We start from the raw sequence: 7,670 nt of genomic DNA on the forward strand, positions 1-7,670 counted from the left end.
TTATGCGGCTCCTGACACCCTTCGAGAGCATCGGGACCCAAGGAGATGACGGATGAACGTGAGCGAGCCCCATCAGCAGGGGACCGGCGGGTGGAGTCAGTTCGGCAGTGCGCCGCCGGTGGCCGGGGGCTTCCCCCGACGTGACACGATCGTCATGGAGCAGCCGCCACCGCCGCCGCCTCCCGTGAATGAGCCCGGTTTCGGCGTCGGTCGAAGGGCCGTCGCCGCGCTGGCCTTGGCCGCCATGGCCATCGGCGGCGGCGTTGTGGGCGCCGTCGTCGCCAGCGCGTTCCGGCCCGAGCCGGTGGCCACCGCCGGCGCGCCGAGCCCTGTCTTCAAGTCGGCCGCCGACCAGCTCACGGTGGCCGAGGTCGCGGCCAAGGTGCAGCCGACCGTCGTGATGATCCAGGGCCAGAGCGGCGAGGGCTCCGGCGTGGTGCTGTCGCCGGACGGGCTCATCCTCACCAACAACCACGTGGTCGAAGGGGCCGGCCAGGGCGGCGGGCAGATGACCGTCAAGTTCAGCGACGGCAAGACAGCCAAGGCCGGCGTGGTCGGCACCGACCCGGCCACCGACCTCGCCGTCATCAGGGCCGCAGGCGTCTCCGGGCTGGCCAAGGCCGCCCTCGGCGACAGCGGCGCGCTCAAGGTCGGCGACCCGGTGCTGGCCATCGGAAGCCCGCTCGGGCTGGACGGATCGGTTACGGCGGGCATCGTCAGCGCGCTCGACCGTACCCTCACCACCGGCCCCGACCAGCGGCAGCAGATCCCGCCGGGCTTGGGCCAGGAGCAGCAGCAGAGCGCTGGGACCACGATCGGCGGCGCCATCCAGACCGACGCCGCCATCAACCCCGGCAACTCCGGCGGCGCGCTGGTGAACGCCACCGGCGAGCTGATCGGCATCAACACCGCGATCGCCTCGAACGCCGCGGGCGGCGGCGTCGGCTTCGCCATCCCGGTCAACACCGCCAAGCAGGTCTCCGAGCAGCTCATCAGCAGCGGCAAGGTCAGCCACGCGTTCCTCGGCGTGAGCGTCACCGACGCGACAGGCGACGTTCCCGGCGCCCTGATCGGGCAGATCACCGCGGGGAGCCCGGCGGACAAGGCGGGCCTGAAGCAGGGAGACCTGATCACCAAGATCGGCGACACGACGGTTGACGCAGGGGAAACAGTGGTGGGGCAGGTGAGAGGTTTCAAACCGGGCCAACAGGTCAAGATCACGTACATGAGGGACGGCAAGCTCAACGAGGTGACCGTCACCCTCCAAGAGAAGAAGTAGCGGCACTCCCCTGCCCGTCGGACCTTGTCCATCAGGAGAAGGTCTGACCTCATCTTGCGCGACCGCAGCGGACGCCGCCCGACCGTCGAGCTTGACGCCGAACCAACAGCAGCCCCAAGCGATTATGTCGAGAGTATCCCCACATCTTCTACACTGCGTAGAACTTCGGCCGCCCCGGGCCGATCAGATGTGGTTTGGGAGGAGTTGCAGGTGTCGCGAGAGCAAGAGCGGACCGAGACCCGGCGCGCCAAGGTAGAGGCAGTCCGGGAGGAGAGTAGACGGCAGGACGCTCGCCACCGCAATCTCAAGGTCTCGCTCGTGGTGATCGGGGTGTTCGTCATGGTCGTGGCCGCGTTCGTGTTGATCAACCGGCTGGCAGCCGCCGGCGAGCAGGCGGGGCAGCCGGCGGCAGGTGAGACCCAGTTCGTCCGCGAGGACAGCCACAAGCTGCAGACCGCTCCCGACGGCAAGGTCACGCTCGTGGAGTTCCTCGATTTCGAGTGTGAGGCGTGCAAGGCGTACTTCCCGACCGTGGAGGAGATCCGGAAGCAGTACGCCGGGAAGGTCACCTTCGTGGCGCGATACTTCCCGATCGCCAGTCACTTCAACGCCGAACGGGCCGCCCGCGCGGTCGAGGCGGCCGCTCAGCAGGGCAAGTTCGAGCCCATGTACCAGCAGATGTACGAGACCCAGAGCCAGTGGGCCGAGAAGAAGGTGGCGGCCGATCCTTTCTTCCGCCAGCTCGCTCAGCGTCTGGGATTGGACATGGCGGCCTGGGACAAGGCCTACGACGACCCGGCCACGCTGGCCCGGGTGAAGAAGGACGCAGCCGACGGGCAGGCCCTGGGAGTCCAGGGCACCCCCACGTTCTTCCTGAACGAGAAGAAGATCGAACCGCGCTCATCCGACGAGTTCAAGGCGGCCATCGATGCTGCGCTCGCCAAGTAGGCTCGACGAGCCGCGGGCGGCCGCCGATCCGTTCCCCCGGCTCCTGCCTCGGCTTCTGCTGGTCGGCGGCTTGATCGGGTTCGTGGCGTCGTTCGTGCTGACGGTCGAGAAGATCGCGCTGTTGAAGAACCCGGCCTACGTGCCCAGCTGCAGCATCAACCCGGTCCTGTCCTGCGGCTCGATCATGCGTACGCCACAGGCAGAGCTGTTCGGCTTTCCCAACCCGCTGCTGGGCATAGCCGGGTTCGCCGTTGTCACCGCCGTGGGGGCGGCGCTCCTGGCGGGTGCACGTCCACGCCGCTGGTTCTGGCTCGGGCTGCAGGCGGGCGTGACCGCCGGGGCGGTTTTCATCCACTGGTTGATCTTCCAGAGCCTCTACGTCATCGGCGCGCTCTGCCCGTACTGCATGGTCGTCTGGGCGGTGACCATGCCGATCTTCTGGTACGTCAGCTTGCACAACCTCAGTGGCGCGTCGAGCGGGCCGAGGCGCAAGCTGACTGAATACCACACGGTGACGCTTACGGTCTGGTACCTGGCCATCCTCACGTTGATCGGGATCCGGTTCTGGTCGTACTGGAGCAGCCTGCTGTAGTCGTCGCGGTGACGGCCGGAGAGGTCCATCGCATCCCCTCAGCTGGAGTGTTGCGACGACCGCTAGAAGAGAAGGTCTCGCGGCGCGAGGGGGGCCGTCGTCCTCCATTCGTCGAGGTGGGCGTCGATGAACTCGCGTATCGACGTGGGCTCACGTCCGGTGATCTGCTTCACGGCCCCCGCGACCTCGCCGAAGCCGCCGTGTCGGACACGGCGGTAGAGGTCGTCGAGAATGTCCGCTGTCCACGGGTCGAGGCCGTGGAGGGTCTCCTGCGGGTCGGGGTCCTCGGCGCGGATCCGGTGGCCGAGGCGCGCCGAGAGCTCCTGCGCGACGGACGCGACCGGAACCGGCTCCGGACCGGTGATCGTGTACGCCTGGTCGTGGTGCCCCTCCGGCGCGCCGAGGACGGCCACGGCGACGTCGGCGGTGTCGCGTGCGTCCACCCACGCGATCGGGGCGCCCCCCGAGGGCAGGCTCAGGACGTGGTCGTCCCGTATGGCGTCGCGGTAGAACCGGGGGTCGGTCAGGACCTGATGGAACCAGGACGGACCAGTGTCCAGGAAGCGGCCCGGGTGACGACCGCGTCCTCGACCCGGCGGGCCCAGTGGTCCGGCGAGAGGGTTCCGGCTCCCTGCTCGGACAGCAGGACGACGTGCGCGTCCGGGTTCACCTCGATCAGGCCGGCGACGAGTTCGGGGGCGGCGGGAAGGTCGGGGCGCATCAGGTAGATCGCGTCCACGGCTGTGGCCGCCTCGCGCCAGGTCGCCTGGTCGTGCCAGTCGAACCGGACCGGATCGGTCCCGGTGACCGGCGTCCTGGCGGGCTGCGTCGACCCGGCGCGGACGAGGATCCCTGAGCGGCGTAGCCGGGCGGTCACCTCGCGTCCTGTCTTGCCTCGGGCTCCGGTCACCAGCACTGTACGGGTCATGCCTGCTCCTCGAGCCGGACGACGGCCTTGCCGATCGTGGGCGCTCCGCCGTGCAGGAGGCCCAGCAGCGCTTCCGGCACCCGCTCAATGCCGTCCAGCACCGTCTGCCGGTGGACGATCTCACCCGAGCGCACCCAGGAACCCACCTCCGTGCGGAAGGCGGGCATCTGGTCCTGGTGGTCGGCGACCAGGAAGCCGCGCGCGGTCGCCCGTTTGGTGACCAGCTGGTACAGGTTCCGCAGGCCGTACGGCTCCCGGCCGTCGTACTGGCCGGCCATCCCGCACAGGGCCAGCCGGGCGCCGACCCGCAGCCGGTCGATCGCGGCCTCCAACTGGGCACCGCCGACGTTGTCGAAGACCACGTCGATGCCGTCCGGCGCGGCCTGCGGAGTCGGCGGGTGCGGCTGGTCTGGCCCGATGCCGGGCCTGCGACGCCCCCGGTGTCATTCATGCTGTTCATGTCGTTCCTCCATCATTCGGTAACTGGCGTGACGGTCCTGGGCCTGGGGACGACGATGCGCACCATCGCCGTGCGACGGCCGGGGTTCCGCAGGGCACGGACGCCGGTGCCGCGGAGCCAGAACCCGGCGCCGCGTCCGAGGACCGGCCCGGGCTCGCCGTCGCGCAGCTCCAGCTGCACCCGCCCGCGGGTGACGACGCCGAACGCGTCGTACCACTCCTCCGCGACCACCGCGACACGCGCGCCACCGCGCAGCGCGAGCGTCCGCACCGGGACTACTCCGTGCCGTCCGCCGGCAGACACTCCGGCAGCCCGAGCCGCGGGAACCGGTCGTCGTGGAACGTGACGATCTCGGTGATCGCCCCGCCGGTGACGCGCAGGACGTCGATCGTCAGCGGCAGGTACGCGCCCTCCCGCTCCCGCCAGAGGTAGAAGGCCACGGCGGGCTGCCGGTTCACGGAGGTGGGGACGGCGCGCAGGTGCTTCATGTCCTCGAAGCCGCTCGCGACCCAGTCGTTCACCACCGTGTCGCGGCCGACGTACAGGCCCGGCGTGGGCGGCATCGAGCAGCGGACGTCGTCCCGCAGCAGTGCGGCGAGCCCGTCGATGTCCGTGGCCACGCTGGCGTCGGTATAGCGGCGCACCAGTTCGCGCGTCCCGGCGTCCTCCTCGCCGCCGGTCCAGTCCTGCCGCTCGGCGGGCAGATGCTCCCGCATGCCGGCGCGCGCCCGCTGCAGCGCGCTGTTCACGGAGTTGACGGAGTCCCCGAGGAGCTCCGCGACGTCCTTCGCCGGCCAGCCGAGCACGTCACGCAGGATCAGCACGGCCCGCGGGCGCGGCGCGAGGTGCTGGACCGCGACCAGGTAGGCCAGCTCGATCGTCTCCCGCGCGACGGCGACGGCCTCCGGCTCGTCCGCGTCACCCGCGGGCAGCTCGTCGAGCAGCCGGTCCGGGTAGGGCTGCAGCCACGGCACCTCGCCGCCGGCCGCAGGCTCCGGGCGGCACTTGGCGAGCAGGTCCAGGCAGGCGTTGGTGGCGATCCGGTACAGCCAGGCCCGGAACGTCGACCGCCCCTCGAAGGTCTCCCGCCGCCGCCAGGCACGGAGGAACGTCTCCTGCACGGTGTCCTCGGCATCCTCGAACGACCCGAGCATCCGGTAGCAGTGCACGTGCAGCTCCCGCCGGTGCCGCTCCGCCAGCCCCGAGAACGCCGGCTCGTCGACCTCGCCCAGCCCGCTCACGCCCAACTCCTCCAGCCGCGTGTCCGCACTCATCACGTCATCCTTCCGCCTCGTCGTGTCCCGTCGTAGGTGTGACGGGTACGGACGCGACAACTCATCACTTGGGTCGGTCGGCACGGCTGATCCGGTGGCGGAGCACGACGCGCGGTACGGCGGGCACTATCGCGTTGGCTCGCGGCACTCGGACGGGCGTCATGATGACGCGGGCACCGAGCGAGGTGAACACCTCGTCAAAGACCGCGGCGAATTTCGCGTCTCGGTCGCGAATGAGGAATGAGATCCCCTCGGCATCAAGATCGATTCAGGCCCGACCTTATCGCAAAAGATCCAGGTCAAACCATAAGCAATATCGCACAATATTTACGATCCCACAAAAATAGGAGCGTCTAATCCAAATCCGGCATGAGCTGCTCACAAGCCCGAGTGGATAACGGAAAATCCCCTTGTCAGCCAATCGACGACATTGCTATGGTCGGTAGTCGGAGACGAACTGCGACCTTCGGGAATCACATGGCCGATTCTGTTATTCGCCGGACCATGGGCTGGGAGTTGGAACGCTTCGCCGATCTGACAGGCGCCTTCATATTCATTCGCAAACCCGTCGCGACATTGATCGTCGACAGATTCAAGCTCTATCTGCTGGAGATCTGCGACGGCCAGACCGCGGCGGCGACCGCGCAGCGCGTTTCCCACATCATGCCCGCAGTCCACATCGATCAGTGCATTGCTCTGGTGAACGAGCAACTACGTCAACTCGCGGCCCACGATCTGATTTCCCTGGAAGGGTAATACCGTGTCGTCGACACCAGTGCATCAATCGGCTGTTGAGGCGGAGACAACGGTTTCGGAGGTGGAGAGCCACCTGAGCACAGGAATGTTCGGCGACGGCGACAACGCCGACCGGACGGCCGACGTTTATTACCGTGGGCTTGGCAGACTGTGCGCCGATGTGACTCAGATCGATCGGGAGGCGCTCAACGCCTGTGCGGCCCCGCAGCTTGAGGCCCTGCGCCGGGGTGCTCTGGATCTCGCGCTCCGCGAATTCCAAGCCGGGCGGAAGGAAGCCGCTCATGCGGCCATCAACGATTTCCTGACCGTCGCAAGCGGCAGCGACGGGCAGCTCACCGTCGACGAGTCGCGGTCCAGGCATCTCCGTCCTCGCGTATGCCGCGCCATGCGGGGCACGTGCGCCGGCGAGGAGGTCCTGTCCCGCTGGAACGCGCAGACCGTCGCGGACGGCGAAAACCTTCTGGTGGAAGCCGTTGAGGTCGGAGACGATCTGGAGCGGGCCGCCGACGAGGCGATGGACCTGCTCGCCGAAGCTCTGCCCGTGGTCGCTCCCGACGTCCTGCGGTGCGCCTACGGTCTCGTGCCGCTCACCGGAGCGATCATCAGCGGGCACTTCGCCCAGACGCCCAAGCTGATCTTCGTCAATGTGTCCGCGCTGCGGAATGTCTACGATGCCGCCGAGTCGATCTTGCATGAGTCGCTCCACCAGAAGCTCTTCGACATCGGGCTTGCCCGCACGATCTTCCGGCCGGGCTACGTGGACGCGGAGAGTCACACCATTCCTATTCCCTGGAGCGGGGACGCACTGAGAGTCCGCCAGTTCAGCGCCGATCGCGCCATCAGCGCCTACCACGTGTACGCGCACCAAACTCTGCTCTACCTGGCATTGCTGACCCGCCGTCGCTCTCATGCCGAACCGGACCCGGAGATTCTGCACAGAACCGCGGTCGCATGGGCGCGGGCGCGCGAGTTCAGGCGAGGCCTGCACGGAGATGGCGCCCGGACCGAACTCGGCGAGGACGGGCTGGCCTTCCTCCACTGGCTGGACAGGGCGCACGACGCTCTCGGAGCCGTCGTTCTGCCCGACGGCTCCGCGCTTGCCGGCCATGAAGGGAGTTACGCCTCATCCGCTTACAGACGACCCGCGGCGTCCGCCACGGGTTAGCCAAGAAAGGGGAGCCAAATGAATGCGATTGAACTGCTCGAACGGGATCTGGCCGACTTGTTCGCCGAGGTGGAATCGCTCGACATCCGGGAGACCCCCGTGGTCGGCACCGAGATCCGTGAGATCCGCGACGACCTCACGATCCTGGCGATGAACAAGCCGAAGACCAACTGACCCCTTCCGGCGTGGGGCGGCGCCCCCGCGGGGCGGCGCGCCCCAGTATAAAAAAAAGACAGTGATTTTGTTTTTTATTTAGGGTTTGTATATA

At 68.0% G+C, this 7,670-nt stretch carries 11 protein-coding genes; 6 read left to right on the forward strand and 5 right to left on the reverse strand.

Features of this window, described 5'->3' with window-relative positions; genetic code table 11:
• The first annotated feature begins 52 nt into the window (after positions 1–52).
• The 3 genes from ACWDX9_RS32295 to ACWDX9_RS32305 all read left to right on the forward strand — a co-directional run bounded on the left by ACWDX9_RS32295 (position 53) and on the right by ACWDX9_RS32305 (position 2,819).
• Positions 53–1,279, forward strand: a complete 1,227-nt coding sequence (locus tag ACWDX9_RS32295; RefSeq protein ID WP_449960509.1) for a S1C family serine protease — start codon at positions 53–55, stop codon at positions 1,277–1,279.
• 210 nt (positions 1,280–1,489) lie between these two features.
• Complete coding sequence (locus ACWDX9_RS32300; RefSeq protein WP_449960512.1) at positions 1,490–2,227, forward strand: DsbA family protein; 738 nt, start codon at positions 1,490–1,492, stop codon at positions 2,225–2,227.
• Positions 2,208–2,819 (forward strand): vitamin K epoxide reductase family protein, encoded by a 612-nt coding sequence (locus tag ACWDX9_RS32305; protein WP_449960514.1) that lies wholly within the window; start codon positions 2,208–2,210, stop codon positions 2,817–2,819. Before ACWDX9_RS32300 ends, ACWDX9_RS32305 begins: the two co-directional genes overlap by 20 nt.
• Before the next feature lie 62 nt (positions 2,820–2,881).
• On the opposite strand, the gene ACWDX9_RS32310 is transcribed toward ACWDX9_RS32305, so the two are convergent.
• The 5 genes from ACWDX9_RS32310 to ACWDX9_RS32330 form a co-directional block, all read right to left on the reverse strand.
• Positions 2,882–3,262, reverse strand: coding sequence for a hypothetical protein (locus tag ACWDX9_RS32310; RefSeq protein ID WP_449960517.1), 381 nt, complete (start codon positions 3,260–3,262; stop codon positions 2,882–2,884).
• 80 nt (positions 3,263–3,342) lie between these two features.
• The gene (locus tag ACWDX9_RS32315; protein ID WP_449960519.1) at positions 3,343–3,747 is read right to left on the reverse strand and encodes an SDR family oxidoreductase; all 405 of its coding nucleotides are present in this window, start codon (positions 3,745–3,747) and stop codon (positions 3,343–3,345) included.
• Positions 3,744–4,166, reverse strand: coding sequence for a zinc-binding dehydrogenase (locus ACWDX9_RS32320; RefSeq protein ID WP_449960535.1), 423 nt, complete (start codon positions 4,164–4,166; stop codon positions 3,744–3,746). Before ACWDX9_RS32320 ends, ACWDX9_RS32315 begins: the two co-directional genes overlap by 4 nt.
• A 53-nt stretch (positions 4,167–4,219) precedes the next feature.
• A complete protein-coding gene (locus ACWDX9_RS32325; protein WP_449960522.1) occupies positions 4,220–4,477 on the reverse strand; it encodes a hypothetical protein in 258 nt (85 codons plus the stop codon).
• A gap of 5 nt (positions 4,478–4,482) precedes the next feature.
• On the reverse strand, positions 4,483–5,481 hold the full coding sequence (locus tag ACWDX9_RS32330; protein ID WP_449960525.1) for an RNA polymerase subunit sigma-70: 999 nt from the start codon (positions 5,479–5,481) through the stop codon (positions 4,483–4,485).
• 477 nt (positions 5,482–5,958) lie between these two features.
• Here ACWDX9_RS32330 and ACWDX9_RS32335 point away from each other — a divergent pair, with 477 nt between their 5' ends.
• The 3 genes from ACWDX9_RS32335 to ACWDX9_RS32345 all read left to right on the forward strand — a co-directional run bounded on the left by ACWDX9_RS32335 (position 5,959) and on the right by ACWDX9_RS32345 (position 7,576).
• Positions 5,959–6,237: a hypothetical protein gene (locus tag ACWDX9_RS32335; RefSeq protein ID WP_449960526.1), complete on the forward strand. Its 279-nt coding sequence runs from the start codon at positions 5,959–5,961 to the stop codon at positions 6,235–6,237.
• Between the two features lie 61 nt (positions 6,238–6,298).
• Entirely contained in the window at positions 6,299–7,402 is a 1,104-nt protein-coding gene (locus ACWDX9_RS32340) for an aKG-HExxH-type peptide beta-hydroxylase (protein ID WP_449960529.1), read from the forward strand.
• Positions 7,403–7,420: 18 nt separating this feature from the next.
• On the forward strand, positions 7,421–7,576 hold the full coding sequence (locus ACWDX9_RS32345) for a hypothetical protein (RefSeq protein WP_449960532.1): 156 nt from the start codon (positions 7,421–7,423) through the stop codon (positions 7,574–7,576).
• The last annotated feature ends 94 nt before the right edge of the window (positions 7,577–7,670 follow it).

The organism is Nonomuraea sp. NPDC003201 (genome assembly GCF_053590415.1).